Origin of the sequence: Rhizobium sp. PEPV16 (assembly GCF_008919455.1) — a bacterium.
Lineage (GTDB): Bacteria > Pseudomonadota > Alphaproteobacteria > Rhizobiales > Rhizobiaceae > Rhizobium > Rhizobium leguminosarum_Q.
Map to the genome: position 1 here is coordinate 25,201 of NZ_VSZV01000326.1, position 26,258 is coordinate 51,458.

Consider the following 26,258-nt stretch of genomic DNA (forward strand, 5'->3'; position numbering starts at 1 on the left):
GCTGCGATGCGCTGGAGTTTCAGCGACCCCGGACATGAATGTCCGTGCGGCACGGTTCATTTTTAGTTCAGTTTGCGTCTGTTGTGTTTTGGAGTTTAGTACCGTGAGTATTTATCAGCGCGTCTCCGTGGATGCGGCGCTTTATGTGCTGCGCGATATCAATCGGAATATGACGGTCACGCAAAACCACATCACGACGGGTATGCGTGTCGAAAAAGCCAGCGACAACGCCGTCTACTGGTCGATCGCCACCACCGCGCGGACCGACAACAAAGCGGTTTCGGCGATCCAGGATGCGCTTGGCATGGCCGCAGCGACGATGGGAACGGCCTATACCGGCGTTCAGAGCGTCATCGACGTCGTCTCCGAAATCAAGGCAAAGCTGGTTGCCGCAACCGAAGACGGCATCGACAAGAACAAGGTCAACGAAGAGATCAAACAGCTGCAGGAGCAACTGCGCAGCGTTTCGGAATCGGCTACCTTCAACAGCGACAACTGGGTGGTCCTCACCAACGATGCGACGCCGACGCAGCCGCGCCAGATCCCGGCCTCGTTCATCCGCAACGCCGACGGCACGATCTCGATCGGCATGCTGAGCTACCATATCGACAATACGCCCGTCGGAGCGACGACCTCCAAGGACGCGCGCTACCTGATCGACGACCGTGCCACCGGTTCCGGCGAATATGGGGTGCTGACATCGGCCTATTTCGCCACCGAACTCGGTGCTGCTCAAAATTACGTGCTGATGACGAGCAAGAACGGCACCACCACCGGGCAGGTGGTGATCTCGGTGACATCAAGCACGACACAGGGCCAGATCGGCCAGATGATCAGCGTCGTAGATGCCGCGCTGACGCAGCTGACGACGGTCGGTTCGGCCTTCGGCGCGCTGGAAAAGCGCATCAACCTGCAGAACGACTTCGCCACGAAACTGCACGACAACATCACCGCCGGCATCGGCCGGCTTGTCGATGCCGACATGGAGGAGGAGTCGAGCAGGCTGCGGGCGCTGCAGACACAGCAGCAGCTCGGCCTGCAGTCGCTGAACATCGCCAACGCCACTTACGACACCATGCGGCAGCTCTTCCAGAACTTCTAAAGGTACGATCCTCCGGCCAACCGCCCTCGTGGTTTGATACGGCCCTTCGTTCGTCACTGCAATCGATTCACTGGATCGATTGCTCCGCTCCTCACCCGCATCATGAGGGCTGATCGCTGTGCCTTGCCGCCGCGCAGGGGCGGCCGTCCGCTAAAACTGGTGATATCAGCGCATTCCCGCAACATGGCTGTGTTTCGGCGCCCGAATTTGCCCTATCAGGAGAACATCTTCATTTTCTTGCCGCAATCCTTGCCATTTGCTCGCATCAGTCGAACGGAGACCGTCCTGTCCATGATCAAAAAATTCATACTTCTCGCTATTGCCGCAAGCTATCTCAGCGCCTGCACGACCACCGATCCCTATACCGGTGAACAGAAGGTTTCCAATACGGCCGGCGGCGCGGCGCTTGGCGCGCTCGGCGGCGCTCTCGTCGGCGTGGCTGTCGGCGGCGGCGGCCACGGCAAGCGCAATGCGGCGTTGATCGGCGCAGGCGTCGGCGCTCTCGCTGGCGGCGCGATCGGCAATTACATGGACCAGCAGGAATCCGAGCTTCGCGCCCAGCTCGAAGGCACCGGCATTTCGGTGACCCGCAACGGCGACAACATCATCCTCAACATGCCCTCGAACATCACCTTCGACGTCGACCAGGACGCAGTGAAGCCGGGCTTCTATCCGACGCTGAATTCGGTGGCGATCGTACTGCGCAAGTTCAACCGCACGCTGATCGACGTCAACGGCCATACGGATTCGACCGGCAGCCTGCAGCACAATCAGGACCTGTCGCAGCGCCGCGCACTTTCGGTTGCCGATTATCTCGGCGGCCAGGGCATCGACCAGCGCCGCGTCTCCGCCGTCGGCTTCGGCCCGTCGCAGCCCGTTGCCTCCAACGCGAGCGAGGCCGGCCGCGCGCAGAACCGCCGAGTCGAGATCCAGATCGCGCCGATCACGCAGGGCTGAACCGAATTTACTGCCTTTGAAACGGCCGGGCTAAGCCCGGCCGTTTCTGTTAGTGCTGCATCGTTGCGCCCTTGGTGATCTTGTCGACGATCTTCTTTTCGGCGCGCAGCGCGATGCCGACCACCTTGGCGTCTTCGGGCGCAAATTCTGCGAAGACGGCGCGGTTCGCCGCGTCGTGGCCGGTCGCAAACATCTCCTCGATGAACAGCGAGCTGGTGATATCGCGCTCCAGCGCGCGGCGGTGGACGGCTGATATGGTCGCCTCGTCGGCGGAGAGCACGATGATCGGCTGGATCGATAGGGGATTGTAGAGATTGCCGGCGCGGTCCCTGTAGGCTTCACCGATGATCTCGGGATGCCGGCCGGCGATGCCCGTCATCAGGAAGGCGGTGACGTTCAGCTTCTGCCAGCCGGCAAGATTGTTTCGCAGGACGACGGCAATTTTGGTATCAAACATCGGACGGTCTTTCACCTATCTACGGATTTATGGAGTATCGGGCGCGTTGAACCAGGACTTACATCCGCAGGTCTTCGAAGGTCTTGAACGTTTGTGCGCCGGACCATCCGGCAACGCCATCCTGGCTGCGCCGGCCTTTCCCGGCATCGAGCGCATCGAGGCGCAGTTCTCAGGCAATGCTTTCGAGCCGCATCGGCACGACACCTATGCACTCGGCGTGACTCTGAAGGGGGTTCAGACCTTCCGCTATCGCGGCGAGCGGCGCTTCAGCCTGCCGGGGCAGGTGATCGTGCTGCACCCCGACGAAGAGCATGACGGCGGGGCGGGGACGGAGGATGGGCTGCAATACCGCATGCTTTATCTGGAACCATCGCTGCTTCTTGAATGCTTGAAGGCGGATGGCGTCGGCCTGCCTTTTGTCGATGAACCTGTTATCGGCGATCCGGCGCTAGCAGGCGTGCTGCTGGCAGCACTTAGCGAACTCGACCGCGAACTGGATGAGCTTTTCGTCGACGATTTCGTATCGCGGGTGACAGGCGGGCTGTCACGGCATGCGCGCATGCCGCGCCGGCCGCTCGGCTTCGTCGCCTGGCGGCAGGCGCGGGCGGCACGGGATTATCTCGAGGCGCATGCGACCCGGGCAGTGAATTCCGGCGAGCTTGAGGCGGTGACGGGTCTCGATCGTTTCGCGCTGGCGCGGCATTTCCGGGCGGCCTTCGCCACCAGCCCGCATCGCTACCTCCTGATGCGACGGCTGCAGCGGGCCCGGGCGATGATCGGCGGGGGCGAGGGGATTTCCGAGGTGGCGGCGGCGACCGGCTTTGCCGACCAGAGCCATCTCAACCGCCATTTCAAGAAGGCCTACGGCGTGACGCCCGGCCAATGGGCTGCACTCGCGCGCAACCCCAAGCAGGGCACTAGACGGGATTTTCCACAAGGCCGGAACGGCGGGCAATGAAGCGGGCAAGCATCGGGCCGATCATCAGGATCACCAGGAAGCGGCCGGTCTGCATCGCCATCACGAAGGGCACGTCGACATCGCTGGAGGCGGCGATGATGGCGACGGAATCGGCGCCGCCAGGGCTGGTGGCGAGATAAGCGGTCAGCGGATCGATGCCGGCGAAGACGTGAAGTGCTACCGCCATGCAACCGCAGAGTGCCATCAGCAGCACGATGCAGGCCGACACCCTCGGCAGGGCGCGCGCCACGTGCTTGAGGATCGAGCGGGTGAACCGCAGGCCGATGCTCCAGCCGACCAGCGCATAGGCGAGGGCGAGCAGCCACATCGGTAATTCAATTTTCAGGAGGCCCACGCCCTGCAGCAAGGCGCCGAGGAAGAGCGGCACGATGATCGTGCCGCCCTGGAGGCGCAGGCGCCGGACGCCATAAGCACAAAAGGCGGCAAAAGCCATCGTCGCTGCAAAGGCCGGCCAGTCGATCTCGGGAAAGAGGACGAGCGGCGGCGGCTCGGCGCCGTCGGCTGCCACCCACAGGCGCGAGACCACAGAGGCGCCGACGGCGACGAAGACAACGCGCAGATACTGCATGAAGGCGACGAGACGGGCATCGGCGCCATAGGCTTCCGACATGACGACCATGGCGGAGGCGCCGCCCGGCGAGGAACCCCAGACCGCGGTCGTCCCCGGCAGCACCTGCCAGCGCGTCAAAAGCCAGCCGAGGCCGGTGGCGATGGCGATGACCGAGAAGATGAACAGCAGAAAGAGCGGTGCGTCCTTCGCCATCGTGCCGAGAATGTCCGGGGTGACGGTGCGCGCCATCATCAGGCCGACCAGGACCTGGCCGAACTGCAGCGGCCAGAAGGGCACGCGAAGCTTTCCCTTGCCGACGGTCAACGCCAGTGCGATTGCCGCGACCATCGGTCCGATCAGCAGCGAGGCCGGCAGGGCGAAGAGTTCGAGGAAGACGACGAGAGCGGTCGAAAGTGCCAGCAGCAGCGCCCATTTCGGCAGGCCGGCATCCCGCAGCAGGCGGCTTGCGTCGCTGAATGACATAATCCCCGTGTCTTTCCTGGCCGGCGCCAAGCCCTGAGGCTGAAGATGGGAGGGGCTCCGGCATGACGAAGAAAGGCCGGCTACAAGAGCCGGCTGGCGCGGGTCCGGTATAGGCGGGCGCGAGGCGGGCGGTCAATTGCGAAATCTGGCTTCTGGGCCCTGGAATGCGAAACTGAATCATGCGACCGCTTCAAGTCGTTGTTTTTATGCATGTCAGCTTTCCAAGCCGCTGAACGGTTTCGGGCTGGGTGCTCAGAAACGTACATGGCCGACGAGAAAGTCGAGCAGTGCGCGTACGCGCGCCGGCAGCGGGCCGCCCTGGCCCATATAGACGGCGTGGAACTCCTCGATATCGCTAGGATTGGCCTCTTGGAGCACCGGCACCAAGCGGCCGGCATCGATATCGTCGCGCACGGTGAAGGCGGCGAGCCGGGCAAGGCCGGCGCCTGATAAAGCGAGGTGACGCATGGCTTCGCCGTCTCCCACCTGCAGGCCCGGGGTGATCGGGATCATCACCGTTTCGCCACCTTCGCGCAGCGGCCAGCCCTCGATGGCGCGGGCGTAGGAAAAGCCGATGCGGCAATGGTGGCGGAGATCGGCGATCGTGCGTGGTTTGCCATGACGCGAGAGATAGTCCGGCGATGCGACAATGATCTTGCCGGTGACGCCAAGCTTGCGGGCGATCAGGCTGGAATTCTTCAAGGGGCCGGCGCGGATTGCGACATCGGCGCGCTCCTCCATCAGGTCGACTATCCTGTCGGTATGGGAAATATCCAGCGTCACGGCCGGATGAAGCGCCATGAAGGCCGGCACGAGCGGCGCCAGCACATGGTTGCCGAAAGAGCCGCTGGTGTTGATGCGGATGCGGCCTGAGGCCTGTTCACCTGTCGATGCTTGACGTTCGGCCTCGGCAATATCGGCAAGGATGGTAATGCAGCGCTCATAGAAGGCACAGCCTTCCGGCGTCAATTGCAGCCTGCGGGTGGAGCGGTTGACGAGGCGGGCGCCGAGGCGTGTCTCCAGCCGGGCGACGAGTTTGCTGACAGCCGACGGCGTCATGCGCCGGGCCGCGGCGGCCGCGGAAAAGCCACCGCGCTCGACGACGCTGACGAAGACTTCCATTTCGCCGGAGCGATTGATGTCTTGACGGCTCATGATGAATTCAAGTCACAGATGATTTGCTTGTAGGCAATCTATATCATCGGGCGACCAAGGTCTATCTCATAGGAAATACAGGAGACAGATCCATGGACTACAGAAATCTCGGCGCTTCCGGCCTCAGAGTACCGGTTTTGAGCTTCGGTGCGGGCACATTCGGCGGCAGCGGCCCACTGTTCGGCGCCTGGGGCAATACCGGTGCCGAGGAAGCGCGGCGGCTCGTCGACATCTGCCTCGAAGCCGGCGTCAATCTCTTCGACACGGCCGACGTCTATTCGGCCGGCGCGTCCGAGGAGGTGCTCGGCCAGGCGATCCGTGGCCGGCGCGACGCTGTGCTGATCTCGACGAAGACGGCGCTGCCGATGGGCGAGGGGCCGCAGGACTGGGGAACGTCGCGGGCGCGGCTGATCCGCGCGACCGAGGATGCGCTGCGCCGGCTCGGGACCGACTATATCGACCTGCTGCAGCTTCACGCCTTCGATGCCTCAACGCCGGTCGAGGAGGTGCTGTCGACGCTCGACGGGCTCGTTGCGGCAGGCAAGATCCGCTATGTCGGCGTTTCCAATTTTGCCGGCTGGGAACTGATGAAGTCGCTCGCCTCCGCCAATCGCCACGGCCATCCGCGTTATGTCGCCCATCAGGTCTATTATTCGCTGGCAGGGCGCGATTACGAATGGGAGTTGATGCCGCTTGGCGCCGACCAGGGTGTGGGAGCTCTCGTCTGGAGCCCGCTTGCCTGGGGACGGCTGACCGGCAAGATCCGCCGTGGCCAGCCGCTGCCCAAGGCAAGCCGGCTGCACGAGACGGCACAATACGGCCCGCCCGTCGACGACGAGAAGCTGTTCGACATCGTTGAGGTCCTGGACGCCATCGCGGGCGAGACCGGCCGGACGGTGCCGCAGATCGCCATCAACTGGCTGCTTAACCGGCCGACAGTATCGAGCGTCATCATCGGCGCCCGCAACGAGGAGCAGCTCAGGCAGAATCTCGGCGCGGTCGGCTGGAGCCTGTCGAAGGAGCAGATCGAAAGGCTCGACGCCATCAGCGCGGTGACAGCGCCCTATCCCTATTTCCCCTATCGGCGGCAGGAGGGTTTTGCCCGGCTCAATCCACCGATCGTATGAGGCGCCGGGGACAGCGGATTTGTCTATAGCGGCCGGCCTATAACAAAGTGGAAATGAAATCTTCTGCCAATCTTAACTGGACAGCCGCTTTGACTTGCCGCATACCCAGCCTGACCTGCGGAACACGATGTGGTTTCTGCGGAATGGCAGGGAGATCAACGGGATGGCGCTGAAGGACGCGAAGGCGGGCACACGCAACGAGGCGGGAATTGCCGCGGTGCTCGGCATTCTCAAACAGAGCTTCGGCGAGCGTTTCCAGACCGGCCAGTCCTTCCGCGAACAGCATGCCCATACGACCACCTATATCCCGCCGCAACTGCCCGACGGCGTGCTTTTCGCCGAGAGCGCCGACGATGTGAAGGCGGCGGTCAGAGCCTGTGCGACCCACAAGGTGCCGGTGATCGGTTTCGGCGTCGGCACCTCGCTCGAGGGTCAGGTCAATGCCGCCAATGGCGGTATTTCGATCGATTTCAGCCGCATGAACCGGGTGATCGAGGTCAATCCCGAAGATCTCGACTGCACCGTCGAACCGGGTGTGACACGCGAGGCGCTGAACATCCACCTGCGCGATACCGGCCTGTTCTTCCCGATCGATCCCGGCGCCAACGCCTCGATCGGTGGCATGGCCTCGACGCGGGCCTCCGGCACCAATGCCGTGCGCTATGGAACGATGAAGGACAATGTCCTTGCCGTAACCGCCGTCACTGCCAATGGCGAGGAGATCCGCACGGCCCGGCGCGCCCGCAAATCTTCGGCGGGCTACGATCTGACGCGGCTCTTCGTCGGCGCCGAGGGCACACTTGGCATCCTGACCTCGGTGACGCTGCGTCTGCAGGCGATCCCTCAGAAGATTGCCGGAGGGGCCTGCGCCTTTCCGAGCATCAAGGCCGCATGCGATGCCGTCATCATGACGATCCAGATGGGCATTCCGGTGGCGCGTATCGAGTTGCTCGACACGGTACAGATGCGGGCCTGCAACGCCTATTCCAAGCTTTCCTATGCCGAAAGCCCGACGCTGTTCCTCGAATTCCACGGCACCGACGAGACGGTGCCGCTGCAATCGGCAGCCTTTGCCGAGATCGCGGCGGAATGCGGCGGCGGCGAATTCCTATGGACCGCCAATGCCGAGGAGCGGACGAAGCTCTGGAAAGCGCGCCACGACGCCTATTGGGCTGCAAGGGCGCTGGCGCCCGGGCTTGCCGCACTTTCGACCGATGTTTGTGTTCCGATATCGAGGCTTGCCGATTGTGTTTCCGAAACGCAGGCGGATATCGAGGAGCATGGGCTGCTGGGGCCGATCGTCGGCCATGCCGGCGACGGGAACTTCCATGTGCTGCTGTTGTTTGATGACAAGAGCACCGAAGGCGTCGCCGTGGCCGAGAGCTTCGTGCAGCGACTCAACCAGCGGGCGCTCGAAATGGACGGGACTTGCACCGGTGAACACGGGATCGGGCAAGGCAAGATGGCGTTTCTGGAACAGGAGCTCGGCGGCGCGGTGGATCTGATGCGACAGGTGAAACAGGCGCTCGATCCGGACGATATCTTCAATCCCGGCAAGATTTTCCACCATGGCTGAAAACGGAACATTCTCATGAAGTTGGGCCTTGCCCCCGGCATGAATAGCGCTAGAACAAGATGATGTTAGGCCGGCTCGCCCTGAAATCTGAATCCTGTTCTCAAATAAAGAGTTAGAGCATGATGTCGTCCGAAAACCGCTCACACTTTGCGGCATCATGCTCTGGTGTCGGCAACAGAATCCCGAATGGAGACGCTTTGCATTGGTAGGCCGGTTCCTCGTCTTTCTGGGGGGAGTGATCGTCGTAGTGCTGTTTGTGGCGCTGCTTGCGCCGCTGTTCATCGACTGGACGGATTTCCGCAAGAATTTCGAGGATCAGGCAAGCCGCATCATCGGCAAGAAGGTCACCGTCTACGGCACGGTGGATGCACGCCTGCTGCCGTTCCCGTCGGTGACGCTGCATGACGTGCGCGTCGGCCAGGAAGCGGACGGCACGCCGATCGTCAAGGTCGAGCAGTTCTCCATGGATGCGGAGCTTGCACCTTTCCTGTCGGGCGAAGCGCTGATCTTCGACATGCGCGTCGTCAATCCGAAGGTGCGCTTGAGATTGCTCAAGGACGGCACGCTCGACTGGATGCGCGGCAGCCGCGCGGAAATACCGGCAAGGACGGTCGTTCTCGAAAACGTGCATGTCAGCGGTGGCGAGGTCGAATTCATCGACGATCAGTCGGGTCGCTCGCGTCGCATCACCGGCCTCAACGCGGAAATGTCGGCAAAGTCGCTGGCTGGTCCGTGGCGCATCGAGGGCGACGCAGCGCTCGACGGCGAGCACGGCGGCTTCTCGATCTCGAGCAGTCAGCCGGACGAGAAGGGCGTGCTGCGCATGCGCACGAGGCTTTCGCCGGACAAACACCCTGTCAGCGTCGATCTCGATGGCGAACTGAAGCTCGTCGACAGCAAGCCGAACTATCAGGGCCAGCTTTCGGCTGCGATCGAAATCCGCAACAGCGCCAAGCCCGCCAACAAGAAAGAGCAGCCGCCGCGCGTCAAGGGCCGCTTCGAGCTCACCAATGAACGCATCCGCATTCCCGAATACCGGATGGAGATCGGCCCGACGGACGATCCCTATGTCATAACCGGCGAGGCGACGCTCGATACCGGCAATGCGCCGGAATTCCTGCTGACCGCCGTCGGGCAGCAGATCGACGTCAACCGCATCGGCAATCAGGGGTCAGCCGGCAAGACGACGCGGGATCCAGCTGTTTCGGCGCGCCAGCGGCTGAATTCGCTGATCGATATCGTCGCGCAGGTGCCGATCCCGCAGGTGCCGGGCAAGGCGAGCGTCAAGCTGCCGGCGATCGTCGCCGGCGATACGACGCTGCGCGACGTGCAACTGGAGCTCGAACCGGCCGGCACCGGCTGGATGATCGACAGCGCCACCGGCACGCTGCCGGGGCGCACGCAGGTGGAAGGCAAGGGCAAGCTCCTGCTTCAGGGCGAACCTTCGTTCAACGGCCAGATCGTGGTGGCCTCCAGCCAGCCGACGGGGCTTGCCTCCTGGCTTGCCGGCTCGGTCGATCCGGCCATCCGGCAATTGCGGCAGGCGGGCTTTTCCGCCAATGTCAGCCTGACGCATGAATTGCAGCGTTTTGAAAACCTTGAGATTGCCATCGGACCGGCGACGCTGAAGGGTCGGCTTGAGCGCCAGGCAATCTCCGGCCAGACGCCGACGCTGTCGGTAGCGCTGAACGGCGATACGCTCGATCTCGACGCGCTGCAGGCGCTGAGCGGGCTGATGACCGGCCAGGATGCCGGCGATAACGTGCTCGACCACAAGATCGCCGCCCAACTCAAGGCCGACAAGTTCACCGCCTTCGGTGTCGACGCCGAGAATGTCGAGACCACGTTTACGATCGCCGACGGCGCGCTTGCCGTCGACCGGCTGTCGATCAAGAATATCGCCGGCGCCGAGCTGACGGCAACGGGCAGGGCAGAAGGTTCGCTGCTCGATTACAAGGGTGCGGGCGAGATCACCTTCAAATCGGCCGATCCCGGCGGCTTTTTCACCATGTTGCGCGAGCACCTGCCGCATCACCCGGTGCTCGACCGGCTGGTGCGCAATGCCGGCTGGTACGGCAATACGGCATTGCGCGGCGCACTGACGCTCGGCGGCGACGAGGGCGACGCATTGACGGTGACGCTTGCCGGTGTGGCGAACGGCAGCCGCGTCAATCTCGATTACCGCATGTCCGACCTCCTGGCGCTGACCGGTAACGGCACGACGAGCCTCGAGGCGACGCTCGAAAACGCCGTGCCATCAGTCCTGTTCGGCCAGGCCGGGCTCGACCCGCTGCCGGTCGATGTCGGCGCCAATGGCCGACTGACGCTGAAGGTGAAGGCATCGGGCAACGATCCCGCCGATGCGGCGCTGACCTTTGCGACCGACCGGACCTCGTTCATGGCCAACGGCAAGGTCGACGTCCGGCCGGAGACCTTCATGAACGGCCAGATCGCGCTTTCGCTCGACAGCGCCGATATAGACCCCTATCTCATCATGAACGGCATCGCCCTGCCGCAGACCGGAACCGGGCTGCCGTTCGGCCTGCAGGTCAATGCCGCCGTCGACGGCGACAAGATCGTCTTTTCCGATCTCAAGGGGCATGCGGCCGACAACGAATTTTCCGGTGCGCTGACCTTCGACCGGAAGGCTGCGAGGACGACCGCGAGCGGCGGGCTGACACTCTCCAAGGCCGATGCCGGCTGGCTCGGCGAGGCGGTGTTCGGCCAGCTCGTCGATCCCGCCAACGGTCAGCTGACGACGGCGCCGCTGGGGCTGCCCATCTTCAAGGATCTCGACGTCAACGTGAAGCTGGCGGCCAAGGAGTTCTGGCCCGGCCTGCCGGAAACGGCGGTGTCGGACTTCACCAGCAATGTTGCCTACAAGGGCGACGAGCTGCAGCTCAACGACATGGCCGGGAACTGGGACGGCGGAAAGCTCTCCGGCAATCTGCTGTTCACCAATGCCAGCGGAACAGGTTTCCTGCAGACGAAGCTTGCGCTTGCCGATTCCGATCTTTCCGCCGTCGTCTGGCTGCGCGACGGCGCGCCGATCGCCAACGGCAAGTTCGGATTGTCGCTGTCGATGGAGGCCTCGGGCAAGACGATCGGCGAGATCGCCAGCTCGCTCAATGGTTCGGGCGAACTGAGGCTCGGCGATACCAGCATACGCGGGTTGAACCTTGCCATCTTGCCGCCGCTGCTTGCCGCGACCGATACGATGCAGGAGCAGATCAATGCCGGCAAGGTGCATCCGATCATCGAGACGCTGCTCAGCAACGGCGAGGCGAAGCTGCCGCCGCTCGGCATCCCCTTCAACATCGCCGACGGGACGCTGAGGGTGCAGAATGTCACCGTCGCCAACGATCTCGCCCGCATCACCGCCGATGCGCAGATCGCGCTGCCGGAAGAGCGGATCAGCGCGACACTGGGTGTCGGGTTCAATCCTGGCACGGAAGCGCTTTCCGGCGCCGAGCCGGCGCTTCGGCTGAATTTTTCCGGCATGCTGCCGTCGCCCGGCAAGACGATGGATGTGACCGATATCACCAGCTATCTGTCGCTGCGCGCCTTCGAACGCGAGCGCCGGCGTGTCGAGCGGCTGCAGGCAGTCGTGCTCGAAAAACAGCGGCTGCGCCGCGAGGTGGCGCTTTACCGGTTCAACGACGCCGAGCGCATCAAGGCGGCCGAGATCGAGCGGCAACGGCAGGCAGAGGAAGAGCGGCTGCGCGCGCTGGCGCAGAAAGCCGCCGCTGAGAAGGCTGCTGCCGAGGCGGAGGCCGCACGCGCAGCGGAAGCCAAGGCGAAGGCGGATGCGGAGGCGAGGGCCGCCGCCGAGGCGGAAGCAGCACGGCGCAGCGGGCAAGCGCAGCCCGGTCCGCTCAATTTCGATCAGTTGCCGGGCGTTCAGGCGCAGTGAAAGCGCATAGAATTTGATTCATGCAAGACGCTTCAGGCCTTTGTTTTCATTGATGTCTTCCAATATCGCTACGCGATTTTGAGCGACATGCATCAAGCCTGGTGGCCGGCGGCGGCCTTCAGCCAGGAAAGCACATGCAAGCGCAGCGCCGAGGACAGGTTGCTGTCCGGTGGGCGGTGGTCGTCGATTTCGGAGATCAGGGCGGCGAGCGGTATCGAACGGGCTGCGGCAATCGTCTTCAGCTCGGCCCAGAACTCGTCCTCCAGCGAGAAACTGGTGCGATGGCCGTGCAATGTCGCCGAATGCTTGCGAATCATGGAGCCTTCACATCCCGGATAGAGCACAGCGCGTCCGAGACGACGCGCTCAAGACTCTCCATCAAATTAAGGGTGGGTTGGCAGATCGCTTCAAGGAAAGTGCGCAAGTGGCTGATCGCAGAATCCATTCCGGCTTTCACGCGTTGCGTGAAACCGTCACGCGCCGTCGTCATCCGTCTCGATCCGGCCGTCGCGATGGGCTTTGTCGGCCTTGTCGTTCAGGCTGCGGGTCAGCTGTTTCTCGGCCTTGGTGCGGCCGAAGGTGACGCGGTTCTGTTCGGCCTGCGTCTCCTTTTCGGAGCGAGCCTGCTTCTTGCGGAACTGGCGCAGATTGACGATTTCGGCGCTCATGCGGTTGCCTGGACCCTCACGAAAAAGGGAGGCTTGGCCTCCCTTCAAATCACTGCTTCTTGCGGAAGGAGTCGAGCGAGACGACGGAGCCCGGTTTCTTCTCCTCGCCGTCGGCGGGTTTTGCGCCTGCGGCGTCATCGGGCTTTCCGGCCGCATCCACCGGATAGGCGGTGATTTCGCCGGACGGCAATTCCTCGCCATCGGCGAGCGGCACGTCGAATTCGAGCTCGAAGTTGACGGAGGGATCATAGAAGCCGCGGATCGCATTGAATGGAATGACCAGCTTTTCCGGAACGTCCGAGAAGGAAAGACCGATCTCGAAATGCGTCTCGGTGATCTTCATGTCCCAGAACTGGTGCTGGATGACGATGGTCATCTGCTCGGGGTATTTCGACTTCAGGTGCTGGGAGATGCGCACGCCGGTGGCGCCCGTGAGGAAGGTGATGAAGAAGTGATGATCACCGGGCAGACGGCCCGTCGCTGCGACTTCCGCCAAAACCTTGCGGATGACGCCGCGAAGTGCATCCTGTGCCAGAATGTCGTAGCGGATATGATCCTGCCCCATGCTTTTCCTGTCTTTCGTCGGTTCGGAAGTCTTTTCACAAGGTTATATGCCACGTCCGGGCGCCTTGGGAAAGACCGGAGCCGAGTCACGTTTTTAAGCAGCATACATGATTTCGGCGGCAGGGAGAAGGTGAAGGCTTCTGTTGCCAGGTGCCTTCGGACCCCGCCTAGAGGTGCGAACCACTAGGACTTTGATTGAAGTGTCACACCGCGATTAAGCAGCGAGACGAGCTTCCGCATAGTTGTCGTTTGCAACTACAATTTTAGCCCGATAACGGCGGTACAATGCCGAGCAAAAAGACGATCTTTACACCCTTGTCGATCCTGTTTCGCCCCCATCAAAAGCCGGCCTCTAAGGCCGCCGGTTTTTGGTGGAGGCGCCGGGTACCGCCCCCGGGTCCAATAGGTTTATTACACCGCTCATTTATCGCCATAGCCGACCCGAAAGCCGGCAAGGCTGATATAGTGGTTTCCTCAGCCCAAGGAAAGGGCAAACGTCATAAAAGCGTTATGCGACCCATCAGAAACATTGGGAAAATGCCCGCCGGTGATTGGTTTCCCGGTTCCGAAGGCTTAAATTGGCCGAAACGGAATCAGCGCGACATGAAGCAATATCTCGATCTCTTGAATCATGTGATGGAAAAGGGCTCCGACCGGGGCGACCGCACCGGCACCGGCACGCGCTCGGTCTTCGGCTACCAGATGCGCTTCGACCTCGAAGAAGGCTTTCCCGTCCTTACCACGAAGAAGCTGCATCTGCGCTCGATCATCCACGAGCTTCTCTGGTTCCTGAAGGGCGAGACGAACATCCGCTATCTCAAGGAGAATGGCGTTTCGATCTGGGACGAATGGGCCGATGAAAACGGCGATCTCGGGCCGGTCTACGGCGCCCAATGGCGCTCCTGGCCAGCGCCCGACGGCGGCCATATCGACCAGATCGCCAATCTGGTCAAAGGCATCGTCAACAACCCGAATTCGCGCCGCCACATCGTCTCGGCCTGGAATCCGGCCGAAGTGGACGAAATGGCGCTGCCGCCCTGCCATTGCCTGTTCCAGTTCTATGTGGCTGATGGCAAGCTTTCCTGCCAGCTCTACCAGCGCTCGGCCGATATCTTCCTCGGCGTGCCGTTCAACATCGCCTCCTATGCGCTGCTGACGATGATGGTGGCTCAGGTGACCGGGCTGAAGCCCGGCGATTTCGTCCACACACTCGGCGACGCCCATCTCTATCACAACCATTTCGACCAGGCGAAGCTGCAGCTGGCGCGCCGGCCGAAGCCGCTGCCCTTCATGCGCATCAATCCTGATGTGAAGGACATTTTCGGCTTCACCTTCGACGATTTCGAGCTGATCGGCTACGAGGCCGATGCCAGCATCAAGGCGCCGATCGCCGTCTGATCCGGGATATTTCATGGCCGACATTCGCAGGACCATTATCGCCGCGGTTGCCCGCAACGGCATTATCGGCCGCGACGGCGATATGCCGTGGCGGCTTTCGAGCGATCTGAAGCGCTTCAAGGCGCTGACATTGGGAAAGCCTGTCGTGATGGGCCGCAAGACTTACGATTCGATCGGCAAGCCACTGCCGGGACGGCCGAACGTCGTCGTTTCGCGGCAAGCGGCGATAGACCATCCCGATGTCTCCATGGCCCATTCGCTGTCCGAGGCGATGACGGTGGCCGACAGGCTGGCGCTCGAAACCGGCGTCGACGAGATCTGCATTATCGGCGGCGGGCAGGTCTACGCGCAGGCGATCGGTCTTGCCGACCGGATGTGCATCACGCATGTCGAGGCCGATCTCGACGGAGACGCGTCGTTTCCCGCGATCGATCCCGACATCTGGCAGGCGGGGGAGGTGATCGCGGTTCCGGCCGGCGAAAAGGACAGTTATCCCACACGTTTCATCGTCTACGAACGCCGTTACGCCTGAAAATGAACTATTTTCCAATTAAATTGACCAAGTTTCTCACGCTGCGTTGAAAGCCGATGCGCTGATACCTATAACGGTCACCAACGCGTCCGCCGGCCAGCCCCCACGGTTTCGGATGCGTGGAGACTTAACGAACAACGAGGTTTTGATGCCCTGGAGCAATCAGAATGGCGGCGGCGGCCCTTGGGGCGGCGGCGGCGGTAATAATCAGGGACCATGGGGACAGGGGCCGAACCGGCCGCGCGGTGGCGGCGGCAAGGGCGGACCGCCTGATCTGGAAGATATCATCCGGCGCGGCCAGGACCAGCTGCGCAACATCATTCCCGGCGGCTTCAACGGCGGCGTGGCAGTGATCGTTGTGGCGATCGTCGCGGTCTTCTGGCTGATCCAGTGCATTTATGTCGTGCAGCCGGACGAACGCGGCGTCGAGCTGCGGTTCGGCACGCCGAAGGACGAGATTTCCATGCCGGGCCTGCATTTCCACTTTTGGCCGATGGAAACAGTGGAGACGGTCAAGGTGACCGTACAGCAGCTGAACATCGGGGCGACTTCGGCATCGTCTTCGAACGGCCTGATGCTGTCCAGCGACAAAAGCGTGATCAACGTGCAGTTCGCGGTCTTTTACACCGTCAGCGATCCCAAAGCCTATCTCTTCAACGTCGAAAATCCGGCGGAGACGCTGCAGCAGGTATCCGACAGTGCCATGCGTGAGATCGTCGGCCGACGTCCGGCGCAGGACGCCTTCCGCAGCAATCGTCAGCCGATCGAAGTGGACGTGCTTAACATCCTGCAGGACACGATGAACCGCTATGGCGCGGGCGTGACCGTGACCGGCGTGACGATCCAGAATGTGGCGCCGCCGCGGGAAGTCGCCGATGCTTTCGAAGAAGTGCAGCGTGCCGGCCGTGACCGCGACAGCACGATCGAAGAGGCCAATCGCTACACGAACCAGAAGCTCGGCCAGGCGCGAGGCGATGCGGCCAGAATCCGTGAAGATGCCGCCGCCTACAAGGACCGTGTCGTGAAGGAGGCGGAAGGTGAAGCGCAGCGGTTCACGGCGATCAACGACGAATATTCCAAGGCGCCCGACGTGACCCGCAAGCGGTTGTATCTCGAAACGATGGAGCAGGTGCTGAAGAATTCCCGGAAGGTCATTATCGACGAGAAGCAGGGCGTCCTGCCCTATCTGCCGCTCAATGAGCTCGGCAAGCCGGCGCAGCAGGGAGGTTGAGTCATGACATCGAACAGACTTCCCATCATTCTCATCATCCTCGCCATCGTGCTGGTCGGGCTTTATTCGTCCATCTTCGTGGTAAATGCACGCGAGCAGGCCATCGTCGTCCGTTTCGGCCAGATCCAGTCGGTCAAGACCGAGCCTGGCATTTATTTCAAGCTGCCCTTCGGCTTCATGGATGCCGACCGCGTTCAGCTGGTCGAAAAGCAGGCGCTGAGGCTCGATCTCGACAATATTCGCGTTCAGGTCCAGGATGGCCAGACCTTCGACGTCGATGCCTTCGTGATCTATAACATCTCGGATGTTCGCCGCTTCCGCGAAACGGTCTCGGGCGATCGCGAAGCCGCGGAAGCGCGGTTGAGAGCGCAGCTCGATTCATCGCTTCGTCGTGTCTACGGTCTGCGTGACTACAATGCCGCTCTCTCGGAAGAGCGTGTCGCGATGATGCTGGAGATTCGCGACGACCTGCGCACGGATGCCGAAAATCTCGGCCTGCATATAGACGACGTTCGCATCCGCCGCACCGACCTTTCGCCGGAGGTTGCACCCAACACCTATAACGCCATGCGTTCGGAACGCCTTGCCGAGGCCGAGCGCATCCGTGCCGAGGGCAATGAGGAAGGCCAGCGGCGGCGCGCCATCGCCGACCGTCAGGTTGTCGAGTTCACCGCGGGCGCCCAGCGCGATGCGGAAATCCTTCGAGGCCAGGGCGATGCGGAACGAAATCGCGTCTTTGCCGAAGTCTTCAGCAAGGATCCAGCCTTCTTCGAGTTCTATCGCTCGATGGCGGCCTATTCCTCCGCTCTCTCGTCGCAGGACACGACGCTGGTGCTGTCGCCGAATTCGGAATTCTTCCGCTATTTCGACAATGCCGCCGGCACCCTGCAGCCGACAAATCCGGCCGCGCCAGTTCCGGCAGTTCCGGGCGCAACTACTCCCGCAGCACCGGTCCCGGCGAACTGACAGCCAGCGAAACGACCACCGACAATTTCGGAAGGGCCGGCCCGAGCGCCGGCCCTTTTTTCGTGGAATGATTGAGACGATCCGGCTTTTGCGAGGCCACGTCACATTGCACGGGGATTTCGCGAAAAGGTGATTTCACCCTCCATCATTCCGCCTTATGCTGATGCTCAATGTGCGCATGCACCCTTATGAGGAAGCTTGATGGCCCCCACGATTCGCTCGCCCTTCAGACGAACGCTAGCGCTTATGGCCAGCGCCGCAATCCTGGCGCAAGCCGGCGTGAGCGGGATTGCCTATGCGCAAACCGCGCCTGAGACGACCGCACCCGGGGTTATTGCACCCGCTCCAGCTACTCCGGAAACGACTGCTCCCGCTCCTACGCCTCCCGCAGCCGTCGCACCGCAGCAGACCGCTCCGATCCAGGCCGCCGTGCCCAACACCGGCCCGGCTTCCGTCGCCGATCTCGCCGAGGGGCTGCTCGACGCCGTGGTCAACATCTCGACCTCGCAGAAGGTGAAGGACGATGAGGGCGCGGGTCCGGCGCCGCGCGCCCCCGACGGCTCGCCTTTCCAGGAATTCTTCAACGACTTCTTCAACAAGCAGCAGGGCAACAAGGGCGGCAACCACAATGTCAGCTCGCTTGGCTCCGGCTTCGTCATCGATCCGACCGGCTATATCGTCACCAACAACCACGTGATCGAGGGCGCCGACGATATCGAGATCAATTTCGCCAATGGTTCGAAGCTCAAGGCGAAGCTGATCGGCACCGATACGAAGACCGATCTTTCGGTGCTGAAGGTCGAGCCGAAGACGCCGCTGAAATCCGTGAAATTCGGCGATTCCAGCACGATGCGCATCGGTGATTGGGTAATGGCGATCGGCAATCCGTTCGGCTTCGGCGGTTCGGTGACGGTGGGCATCATTTCCGGGCGTGGCCGCAACATCAATGCCGGCCCCTACGACAATTTCATCCAGACGGATGCGGCGATCAACAAGGGCAATTCCGGTGGCCCGCTCTTCAACATGAAGGGTGAGGTGATCGGCATCAACACGGCGATCATTTCGCCGAGCGGCGGCTCGATCGGTATCGGCTTCTCGGTGCCGTCGGAGCTTGCTTCCGGCGTCGTTGATCAGCTGCGCGAATATGGCGAGACGCGGCGCGGCTGGCTCGGCGTGCGCATTCAGCCGGTGACCGACGATATCGCCGACAGCCTCGGGCTCGACAACGCAAAGGGCGCGCTGGTCGCCGGCGTCATCAAGGGCGGCCCCGTCGACGACGGCTCGATCAAGGCGGGCGACGTCATTTTGAAATTCGACGGCAAGACCGTCAGCGAGATGCGCGACCTGCCGCGCGTCGTGGCGGAAAGCACGGTCGGCAAGGAAGTCGACGTCGTGGTGCTGCGCGACGGCAAGGAGCAGACCGTCAAGGTGAAGCTCGGCCGGCTCGAGGACAGCGACCAGGCAGCTGCATCCGACGACGCGGCGCCCGATGGTTCGCAGGATGACGGCGTCATCACCCCGGATCCCGGTGAGAACAACGACATGGACCAGCCTGACACCGGTGATCAAGTCCAGCCCGTACCCAGCACGCCCGACCAGCATAAGGGCCAGGTGTCGCCGGACGCGGCCACGCCGAAGAACGTGCTCGGGCTGTCGCTGTCGCTGTTGAGCGCTGAGACGCGCAAGGCCTTCGGCATCGCCGAGAGCGTCGATGGTGTCGTCGTGACGGAAGTGACACCCGGCTCCGCCTCGGCTGAAAAGGGGCTGAAGCCCGGCGACGTCATCGTCGAGGTGGCGCAGGAGTTCATGAAGTCGCCGGATGCGGTCGCCGCCAAGGTGCAGGCGCTGAAACAGGAAGGCCGCCGCAATGCCCAGCTGATGATCGCAGGGGCGAATGGCGATCTGCGGTTCGTGGCGGTGCCGATGGAATAGGCCGCCGGGCAGAGGCTGGTAAAGTGACGAGCGACGGCGCATGGGTCAGTCGCGGCTTGCTCCCTCTTCTCCCCAGCGGGGAGAAGGTGGCCCGAAGGGTCGGATGAGGGGGCCGCCCGGCACGCCTTTCATTGCTGCTCTATTGCTCTTCGCTTGCGCTCAGCGCATTCGCGGCTTTGCCGCTCACCCCCTCAACCGCCTGCCGGCACCGACCGGGGTCGAGCCGCGGGTCTCGACCCGTCCTTCGGACCCCCGCTGGGGAGAAGAGACATGTAGCAGCGCCGTGCCGTCTCTCCTCGTTTGCCTATATGTCTCCTTCTGGCGCGATATCGCCTTCAAGAGGTCACGAAATCCGTCTTGCGGTAACCCTGGATATAAAGCAGGGCGGTCAGGTCGCCGTGGTTGATTTGAATCCGCGCTTGAGCAGCGACGGTGGGCTTGGCGTGGAGGGCGACGCCGGAGCCGGCTAGCTGCAGCATGCCAAGATCGTTGGCGCCGTCGCCGACGGCGATCGCTTCTTCCGGCGAAATGCTGAGGCTTGCCGCAATCTCGTTTAGCGCATCGACTTTCGCCTGCTTGCCGAGGATCGGTTCGGCGACGAAACCCGAGAGAATGCCTCCGTCTTCGAGCAGCATGTTGGCACGGTTCTCGTCGAAGCCGAGGGTGGCGGCGATGCGGCTGGTGAAAACCGTGAAACCGCCGGAGACAAGCGCGGTGTAATGGCCTTTCGACTTCATGGTGGCGATCAGTTCCAGGCCGCCCGGGGTGAGCGTGATGCGCTTGGCGATGACCTCGTCGACGACCGATATCGGCAGCCCCTTCAGCAGGGCGACACGCTCACGCAGGGCGGGCTCGAAAGCGATCTCGCCGTTCATGGCGCGAGCAGTGATGGTGGCCACCTTCTCCTTCAGGCCGACTTCAGCGGCGAGTTCATCGATGCATTCCTGGGCGATCATCGTCGAATCCATATCGGCGATCAGCAGCTTCTTGCGGCGGGTCTCCTGCTCCTGGATAACGAGGTCGATGGGCGCGCTTGATATGACGGCAAGGATATTGGCCTCGGCCGCTTGCCTATCGGTGCCGTCGCGCAGCGCGATGTCGCAGGCAACGCCATCGGCCAGCCAGTAGAGACCGGAAGCGTTCACGGCCTCGGCCGCCCGTTCGGCGATTTCCGGGGTCAGCACGGGATTTGACGGATTGGCAACAAGCGTGGCAACGAGGGCCATGATGGAAAACCTTCTGAGCACAGTGAACGCGATCCTGATAACCGGGCCGACCGCCAGCGGCAAGTCCGCGCTCGCCGTCGAATTGGCCAAACGCCATGACGGCGCGGTTGTCAACGCCGACAGCATGCAGGTCTATGACACGCTGCGGGTGCTGACGGCACGACCGTCGAAGGAGGAGATGCAGGGCGTGCCGCATCATCTCTACGGTCATGTGCCGGCGGCTGCGGCCTATTCGACCGGCGCCTGGCTGCGGGATGTCTCGGGACTATTACCGGGGCTCAGGGACGCAGGACGGCTGCCGGTCTTCGTCGGCGGCACGGGACTTTATTTCAAGGCGCTGACCGGCGGTCTCTCCGATATGCCCGAGATACCGGAGGTGTTGCGGGAGAAACTCAGGACGCGGCTGCTGGAGGAGGGACCGGACGGGCTCTATATCGAACTCGCCGAGGCCGACCCCGCCATGGCGGCAAGCCTGAACCGCCAGGACGGACAGCGTATCGTCCGGGCGCTGGAGGTGGTAAAGGCGACGGGGCGGTCGATCGCCGATTTCCAGGGCCGGTCGGGACCGATGGTCATCGACGCCGCCCAGGCCCGCAAGATCGTCGTGCTGCCGGACAGAGCAGTGCTGCACCAGCGCATCAACGGGCGTTTCGAAAAGATGCTGCAGCAAGGCGCGGAAGACGAGGTGAGGGCGCTGCTTGCGCTCGACCTGCCGGCCGAGGCACCTGTGATGAAGGCAATCGGCGTGTCGCAGATTACGGCGATGGTCAGGGGCGAGATGACGCGCGACGAGGTGCTGGAGAAGGGTGCTGCGGCGACGCGGCAATATGCCAAGCGGCAAATGACATGGTTCCGCAACCAGATGGACGACAGCTGGGAACGGCTGACGGTTTAGGCTTCAGCTTGTTGCGGGCCTCCCGCTTGAGACATCTGCTGGCTCAGCAGTTTGACGAGTTCACCGACCGCCGCCTGCAGCTGGTCCGGCAGAAATCCGCCGAAGCCCAGCATCAGGCCGGCGCGGGCCGGCTGGGCGGCATACATCGGGGAGATCGCACGCACGGCGAGGCCGGCCGACAGGGCACGGGCGGCGAGCTGTACGTCGTCGACCTCTTCGGGCAGCCATAGAAGAATATGCATGCCCTGGTCGCTCTCCTGGACGCGGCATCCCACTGGCAAGGCCCGTTCGAGCGCCGAGAGCAGAACAGCGCGGCGTTCGGCATAGAGGCCGCGGATGCGCCGGATATGCGCTTCGAAATAACCTTCCCGCATATAGGCCGCCAGAACGTGCTGTTCGGCGATCGGCGAATGCCGGTCGAGAATGGCGCGGGCGCCGGCAAAGGCTTCTGCGAGCGGAGGAGGGGCGATGACGTAGCCGAGGCGCAGGGAAGGAAAGAGCACCTTGCTGAACGTGCCGAGATAGATGACACGTGACGGCCGCAACCCCTGCATTGAGGGAAACGGGTGCCCGGCATAACGCAGCTCGCTGTCGTAATCGTCCTCGACGATCCAGGCGCGATTTTGGTCGGCCCAGGCGATCAAGGAATTGCGCCGGGCCATGCTGAGCGGCATCCCGATCGGATATTGGTGCGAAGGGGTGACGAATGCGGCGCGCGCCTGCGGACATAGCTCGAGGCCGCGTTCCACGTTCATTCCCTGTGCATCGACCGGCAGGCGGTGCGTCCGGACGCCGAGATCGTCGAGCACCGCCGTCAGGCCTGGATAGGCCGGGTCCTCAGCCCATACCGGATCGTCACGCGAGAGAAGCACTCGGCCCGCCATATAGAGGCCTTGCTGGGTGCCTGATGTGACGATGACCTGTTCCGGCTCGCAATGGACGGCCCGCGCGCGGCGGACATGGCCGGCAATGGCAAGCCTGAGTTCGAGCAAGCCCATGGGGTCGTGGTAACCCGAAGGTGCTGCCTGTCGCGACGCGCGCACGCGGTTGCCGAGACGGCGCCAGTTGTCGTCGGGCGCAATGCCACAAGCCGGGACGGCGATGGCGAAGGGAACGGGCGGGTGCGGGGTGAGCGCCCGGGCGATGGCAATCAGCCGGGCAGCCTGGGAAGGCAGATCGGTACCATCCGCGGTAGTTGCCGCTGCCGGCGCAGGCGGGGGCGCGGGCGTGGTGTCCATCAGATCGGCGGCAACACGGGTTCCTGCTCCGACCCGCGCTTCGAGATAGCCTTCGGCGGTCAACTGATCGAACACCTCGACGACAGTGCCGCGTGCGATCTTCAGCGAAGCCGCAAGGCTACGCGTAGAAGGAAGGCGTTCCCCCGACCTCAGCTCACCGCGGGCGATTGCGTTCCGCAGGGACTGCGCAAGCTGGCGACCGACACTGGCCGTTCGATTGATCGCGTTGAGCGATGGGATTTCGATGGTGCTGCGCCGTTTGGACATCGCGAAATGGTCCATAGAGATTGTTCGAAAATGGCGCTTCATGGTGAACCAATTTTCGAGGAAAAGGAAGTGGATCGGCGGCTCCTTAATGACGCATTCTCGTCTTGGGGGTCGTCGCGGCGCGCACGGGCGCAAACTTCTGGAAGCAGGTAAATGCAGGATCTTCTCGTCGTCTACACCGCCTATGCAATCGCTGCAGGCAGTCCCGGACCAAGCAATATGGCGATCATGAACGTGGCGATGCGGCAGGGGCGACGACCGGCGCTCTCCCTTGCCGCTGGGGTCATAACGATGTCGACATGTTGGGGGCTGATCGCGGTCACCGGCATCTCGACAATCCTGGTCCGCTATGCCCATGCGCTGCTATTGCTCAAGATCGCAGGCGGGCTGTACCTTCTCTGGCTCGCCTGGAGGGCGGCCCGCTCGGCCGCCGCCCCGGACAGGCCGGCAACCGAGGCCGTGCGGCCTGCCGCGCAACTCGGCGTGCTCTATCGTCGCGGCGTTCTGATGCATCTCGGCAATCCGAAGTCGGTTCTGGCCTGGGTGGCGATCATGTCGCTCGGCCTCAAGCCGGGCGCTTCGCCGCAGATGGCCGTCACCGCCTTCGGCGGCTGCGTGCTCTTGGGGATCTCGATATTTGCCGGCTATGCCGTGCTCTTCTCCACGGCACCGATGGCGCGCGGCTACGCCCGTGCGCGGCGGTGGATCGAGGGCAGTCTTGCCGTCTTCTTCGCGGGCGCCGGATCGCGCCTTCTGTTCTCACATTGACCGGATTTTCAGGATCGCATCATGTCTATCGCTTCTCCATTTCATGGTCTTTCGGCCTTTCCGCCCACGCCCGCCGATAGGGATGGCCGGGTCGACACGGAAGCCCTCGGCCGCCTGCTGGAACGCCTGTGTGATGCAGACGTGGCTTCGATAGGCCTTCTCGGCGGCACCGGGATCTATGCCTTTCTCACACGCGAGGAGCGACGGCGAGCCGTCGAGGCTGCGGTCGAGTGCGTTCGTGGTCGTATTCCCCTCGTCGTCGGTGTCGGTGCTCTGAGGACAGACCATGCCGGGAGCATGGCGAGGGATGCCGAGGCCGCCGGTGCAGACGCTCTTTTGCTTGCGCCGGTGTCCTACACGCCGTTGACCCAGGACGAAGCCTACGAGCATTTCCTGGCGGTCGCCGAGGCGGCGAAGCTGCCGCTTTGTATCTACAACAATCCCGGCACGACCCACTTCACCTTCAGCCCGGATCTTCTGCAGCGCCTATCCGATATCGAGACGATCAGGGCCGTGAAGATGCCTCTGCCTGTTGACGGTGATTTCGCAGGCGAGCTGGCGGCATTGCGAGAGAAGACCAACCTCGCAGTCGGCTACAGCGGCGACTGGGGTGCAGCCGAAGCGATGCTTTCAGGTGCCGACGCCTGGTATAGCGTCATCGGCGGCTTGCTTCCGAACGTCGCCCTTGCCCTGAGCAAGGCGGCGATTGCAGGCGAGGGCGGCGAGGCGCATCGGCTCGATGGTCTCCTCCAGCCGCTCTGGAAAACGTTCAAAGAGTTCGGAAGCCTTCGCGTGGTCTATACGCTGCTCGACCTTCTCTCACTCGCCAGGGCAGAGCTCCCACGCCCTCTCTTGCCGCTCCGGCCGATGGATCGGCAGCGTGTGCTCGAGGCCGTCGAGCCTCTGATCGCCCTGGAGAGCGAGCTGAAGCCTCAATCCTTGTTGTAGAGGCTGCTCAGCGGTTTCTTGAGGATGCTTTCACGCAGCGACGTGCCGGGTTCGCGGCGGGAGACCGCGGGCTGGTCCGCCGGCGGTATCGGCCGGGGAAAGACCGGCTCGTCGCGGCGCATCTCGCGGCGGAGCGCGTCCAGCCGGGGATCGATCGCCGGCGGCGCGGCCGGGTCCAGCCGCGGCGTCTGCGGCAGCAGTTCGCGGCGGTAGGATTCAAGCGGCGCGGAGGCGGGCGGCGCGGCGGAAGAGGCGGGCGGCGTGTATGGCTTCGTGTCAAGATCCTCGTCGACTGCGTCTGTCTCGTCGAAACCTGCCACGGACGCGGCATAATTCTGCTGGAAATTCGAAATGTCGGGTCCGACGGTCACCGCCCGCATGCGGGTGACGATCTTGCGCAAATCGACCGTATCCGGATCTTCCTCGCTCTGCTTGCTGTTGGCGCTGCTCGCCTTCGGCAGGAGGTTTTCGTCGACGCGGGAAAAACGCATACGCATCGGCACGCTGATCGCCTCGCCAAAGGCGATTGCCTCGCCGTTGCCGATCGAGGAGATGAAGCTGGTCGTCGAGATCGACGAGTTCGGGATGGCCGAGCGGATGATTTCCTGGTCGCGGTCGTTGGCGAGGCGCATGGCAAAGAGCGTCGAGCACTGCGACAGGATCGTCTGGTCGAGCTCGCCCGGCCGCTGGGTGATGATGCCGAGCGAGACGCCGTATTTGCGGCCTTCCTTGGCGATGCGGGCGATCGCTTGGCGCGTCGGCACGAAGCCGAGGCTCGGATCGGAGGGGATATAGCGGTGGGCTTCCTCGCAGACGACGAGCATGTGGATGGCGCCGTCGCTCCACAGCGCCACCTCGAAGGCCATGCGGCAGAGTACGGAGGCGACCGAATTGACGACCTCCGAGGGGATGCCGGCAAGCTGGAAGGTGCAGATCGGCCGGTTCTCGCCGGGGATGCGGAAGATCTGCGCGATGGTTTCGGTGATCGTGTCGCTGATCGTGTTGTTGGAGAACATGAAGTGATAGCGCGGATCGTTGATCGCAGCGATGAGGCGCATCTTCAGCGACCGCAGGAAGGGCTTTTCCGAGCGGCCTTCCAGGCGGCCGATGCGCTCGTCGATCAGCGCCAGCAGATCGGCCATGCGGTAGGGAACCGGCGTATCGGCGGTGATCGAGCTCTTTTCCGTCGTGCGGCGGACCAGCGAATTGTCGCTGCCGCGGAAGGCGCGCTTGGCTTCCGGCAGGATATCGCGCAGCATGTCGAGCTCTTCGGGCACCGGCGGGCGGCCGCGAAAGACGACTTCGGCGAATTCCTCCAGTCGCATC

General features: G+C 63.0%; 23 protein-coding genes and 1 other RNA gene. 14 read left to right on the forward strand and 10 right to left on the reverse strand.

What is annotated here, in order from left to right; genetic code table 11:
• Window positions 1–103: 103 nt before the first annotated feature.
• On the forward strand, window positions 104–1,102 hold the full coding sequence (locus FY112_RS21880; RefSeq protein WP_026158766.1) for a flagellin: 999 nt from the start codon (window positions 104–106) through the stop codon (window positions 1,100–1,102).
• 291 nt (window positions 1,103–1,393) lie between these two features.
• Complete coding sequence (locus FY112_RS21885; RefSeq protein WP_003541337.1) at window positions 1,394–2,059, forward strand: OmpA family lipoprotein; 666 nt, start codon at window positions 1,394–1,396, stop codon at window positions 2,057–2,059.
• Window positions 2,060–2,108: 49 nt separating this feature from the next.
• Here FY112_RS21885 and FY112_RS21890 read toward each other — a convergent pair whose 3' ends face one another.
• Entirely contained in the window at window positions 2,109–2,516 is a 408-nt protein-coding gene (locus tag FY112_RS21890; protein ID WP_003560946.1) for a DUF2000 family protein, read from the reverse strand.
• 46 nt (window positions 2,517–2,562) lie between these two features.
• On the opposite strand from FY112_RS21890, the gene FY112_RS21895 reads away from it, so the two are divergent.
• Window positions 2,563–3,474, forward strand: a complete 912-nt coding sequence (locus FY112_RS21895) for an AraC family transcriptional regulator (RefSeq protein WP_151519270.1) — start codon at window positions 2,563–2,565, stop codon at window positions 3,472–3,474.
• Here FY112_RS21895 and FY112_RS21900 read toward each other — a convergent pair.
• Together FY112_RS21900 and FY112_RS21905 are read right to left on the reverse strand one after the other, a co-directional pair.
• Window positions 3,434–4,528 (reverse strand): AbrB family transcriptional regulator, encoded by a 1,095-nt coding sequence (locus FY112_RS21900; protein ID WP_017961260.1) that lies wholly within the window; start codon window positions 4,526–4,528, stop codon window positions 3,434–3,436. The genes FY112_RS21895 and FY112_RS21900 overlap by 41 nt on opposite strands.
• Before the next feature lie 252 nt (window positions 4,529–4,780).
• The gene (locus FY112_RS21905) at window positions 4,781–5,683 is read right to left on the reverse strand and encodes a LysR family transcriptional regulator (RefSeq protein ID WP_094085588.1); all 903 of its coding nucleotides are present in this window, start codon (window positions 5,681–5,683) and stop codon (window positions 4,781–4,783) included.
• Window positions 5,684–5,775: 92 nt separating this feature from the next.
• On the opposite strand from FY112_RS21905, the gene FY112_RS21910 reads away from it, so the two are divergent.
• The 3 genes from FY112_RS21910 to FY112_RS21920 all read left to right on the forward strand — a co-directional run bounded on the left by FY112_RS21910 (window position 5,776) and on the right by FY112_RS21920 (window position 12,299).
• Window positions 5,776–6,810, forward strand: a complete 1,035-nt coding sequence (locus FY112_RS21910; protein WP_151519271.1) for an aldo/keto reductase — start codon at window positions 5,776–5,778, stop codon at window positions 6,808–6,810.
• 163 nt (window positions 6,811–6,973) lie between these two features.
• A complete protein-coding gene (locus FY112_RS21915; RefSeq protein ID WP_131710098.1) occupies window positions 6,974–8,386 on the forward strand; it encodes an FAD-linked oxidase C-terminal domain-containing protein in 1,413 nt (470 codons plus the stop codon).
• A gap of 202 nt (window positions 8,387–8,588) precedes the next feature.
• The gene (locus FY112_RS21920; protein ID WP_151519272.1) at window positions 8,589–12,299 is read left to right on the forward strand and encodes an AsmA-like C-terminal region-containing protein; all 3,711 of its coding nucleotides are present in this window, start codon (window positions 8,589–8,591) and stop codon (window positions 12,297–12,299) included.
• Window positions 12,300–12,391: 92 nt separating this feature from the next.
• Here FY112_RS21920 and FY112_RS21925 read toward each other — a convergent pair whose 3' ends face one another.
• From FY112_RS21925 to ssrA, 4 genes are all read right to left on the reverse strand, one after another.
• A complete protein-coding gene (locus FY112_RS21925) occupies window positions 12,392–12,616 on the reverse strand; it encodes a ribbon-helix-helix domain-containing protein (RefSeq protein WP_025395272.1) in 225 nt (74 codons plus the stop codon).
• Between the two features lie 156 nt (window positions 12,617–12,772).
• On the reverse strand, window positions 12,773–12,967 hold the full coding sequence (locus tag FY112_RS21930; RefSeq protein ID WP_017961253.1) for a DUF4169 family protein: 195 nt from the start codon (window positions 12,965–12,967) through the stop codon (window positions 12,773–12,775).
• Between the two features lie 49 nt (window positions 12,968–13,016).
• Window positions 13,017–13,532: an SspB family protein gene (locus FY112_RS21935; protein ID WP_003541317.1), complete on the reverse strand. Its 516-nt coding sequence runs from the start codon at window positions 13,530–13,532 to the stop codon at window positions 13,017–13,019.
• A gap of 128 nt (window positions 13,533–13,660) precedes the next feature.
• Window positions 13,661–14,023, reverse strand: a transfer-messenger RNA (tmRNA) gene (gene ssrA / locus FY112_RS21940).
• A gap of 111 nt (window positions 14,024–14,134) precedes the next feature.
• Here ssrA and FY112_RS21945 point away from each other — a divergent pair.
• The 5 genes from FY112_RS21945 to FY112_RS21965 all read left to right on the forward strand — a co-directional run bounded on the left by FY112_RS21945 (window position 14,135) and on the right by FY112_RS21965 (window position 19,590).
• On the forward strand, window positions 14,135–14,929 hold the full coding sequence (locus tag FY112_RS21945; RefSeq protein ID WP_026158765.1) for a thymidylate synthase: 795 nt from the start codon (window positions 14,135–14,137) through the stop codon (window positions 14,927–14,929).
• A gap of 13 nt (window positions 14,930–14,942) precedes the next feature.
• On the forward strand, window positions 14,943–15,461 hold the full coding sequence (locus FY112_RS21950) for a dihydrofolate reductase (protein WP_017961251.1): 519 nt from the start codon (window positions 14,943–14,945) through the stop codon (window positions 15,459–15,461).
• Between the two features lie 148 nt (window positions 15,462–15,609).
• A complete protein-coding gene (gene hflK, locus FY112_RS21955; RefSeq protein ID WP_017961250.1) occupies window positions 15,610–16,692 on the forward strand; it encodes an FtsH protease activity modulator HflK in 1,083 nt (360 codons plus the stop codon).
• A gap of 3 nt (window positions 16,693–16,695) precedes the next feature.
• Entirely contained in the window at window positions 16,696–17,658 is a 963-nt protein-coding gene (locus FY112_RS21960) for a protease modulator HflC (RefSeq protein WP_017961249.1), read from the forward strand.
• 201 nt (window positions 17,659–17,859) lie between these two features.
• Entirely contained in the window at window positions 17,860–19,590 is a 1,731-nt protein-coding gene (locus tag FY112_RS21965) for a Do family serine endopeptidase (RefSeq protein WP_017961248.1), read from the forward strand.
• Between the two features lie 335 nt (window positions 19,591–19,925).
• Here the strand turns inward: FY112_RS21965 and serB are convergent, their stop codons facing one another.
• Entirely contained in the window at window positions 19,926–20,816 is an 891-nt protein-coding gene (gene serB / locus FY112_RS21970) for a phosphoserine phosphatase SerB (RefSeq protein ID WP_131719134.1), read from the reverse strand.
• Here serB and miaA point away from each other — a divergent pair.
• Entirely contained in the window at window positions 20,815–21,711 is an 897-nt protein-coding gene (gene miaA / locus FY112_RS21975; RefSeq protein ID WP_131719133.1) for a tRNA (adenosine(37)-N6)-dimethylallyltransferase MiaA, read from the forward strand. The genes serB and miaA overlap by 2 nt on opposite strands.
• Here miaA and FY112_RS21980 read toward each other — a convergent pair.
• Window positions 21,708–23,216, reverse strand: coding sequence for a PLP-dependent aminotransferase family protein (locus FY112_RS21980; protein ID WP_179040008.1), 1,509 nt, complete (start codon window positions 23,214–23,216; stop codon window positions 21,708–21,710). The genes miaA and FY112_RS21980 overlap by 4 nt on opposite strands.
• Window positions 23,217–23,369: 153 nt before the next feature.
• Between FY112_RS21980 and FY112_RS21985 the strand changes: the two genes are divergently transcribed.
• On the forward strand, window positions 23,370–23,984 hold the full coding sequence (locus tag FY112_RS21985) for a LysE family translocator (RefSeq protein WP_151519273.1): 615 nt from the start codon (window positions 23,370–23,372) through the stop codon (window positions 23,982–23,984).
• 21 nt (window positions 23,985–24,005) lie between these two features.
• The gene (locus FY112_RS21990) at window positions 24,006–24,932 is read left to right on the forward strand and encodes a dihydrodipicolinate synthase family protein (RefSeq protein ID WP_151519274.1); all 927 of its coding nucleotides are present in this window, start codon (window positions 24,006–24,008) and stop codon (window positions 24,930–24,932) included.
• Here FY112_RS21990 and FY112_RS21995 read toward each other — a convergent pair.
• A partial coding sequence (locus FY112_RS21995; protein ID WP_151519275.1) for an ATP-binding protein occupies window positions 24,917–26,258 on the reverse strand: 1,342 nt, incomplete at its 5' end. The genes FY112_RS21990 and FY112_RS21995 overlap by 16 nt on opposite strands.